At 30.0% G+C, this 404-nt stretch carries 1 protein-coding gene; it reads left to right on the plus strand.

Features of this window, described 5'->3' with window-relative positions:
- Positions 1 to 305 (plus strand): DUF4870 domain-containing protein (locus CWB66_RS21460; RefSeq protein WP_212747852.1); only part of this gene is annotated, 305 nt, incomplete at its 5' end.
- Positions 306 to 404: the final 99 nt, after the last annotated feature.

The raw sequence follows: 404 nt of genomic DNA on the forward strand, positions 1-404 counted from the left end.
GTCATTTAAGTGCATTAGCTGGATTTATTGTACCGTTTGGTTCAATAATTGGGCCATTAATTGTTTGGTTAATTAAAAAAGATGAAATGCCTATTGTTGACGTACATGGCAAAAAAGCACTTAACTTTCAGATAACTATGGCAATTGCTTACCTTGTTTGTTTTGTACTAATATTTGCGGTGATAGGTTTAATATTACTGCCTTTAGTGGCAATTTTTGGGTTTGTAATGGTTGTAATGGCAAGTATTAAGGCCAACGAAGGTAAAGAGTTTAACTACCCGTTTAGTTTAAATTTGATAAAATAAACACACAGTTTATTTTTATACCAATTGCATTAAATTAGTGATCTATTATAGCGATAAGAAAATAACTCAATCAACAAGCTAAATATATCTTACATAATT

The sequence above is a fragment of the Pseudoalteromonas sp. S558 genome (assembly GCF_005886635.1).
GTDB lineage: Bacteria > Pseudomonadota > Gammaproteobacteria > Enterobacterales > Alteromonadaceae > Pseudoalteromonas > Pseudoalteromonas aliena.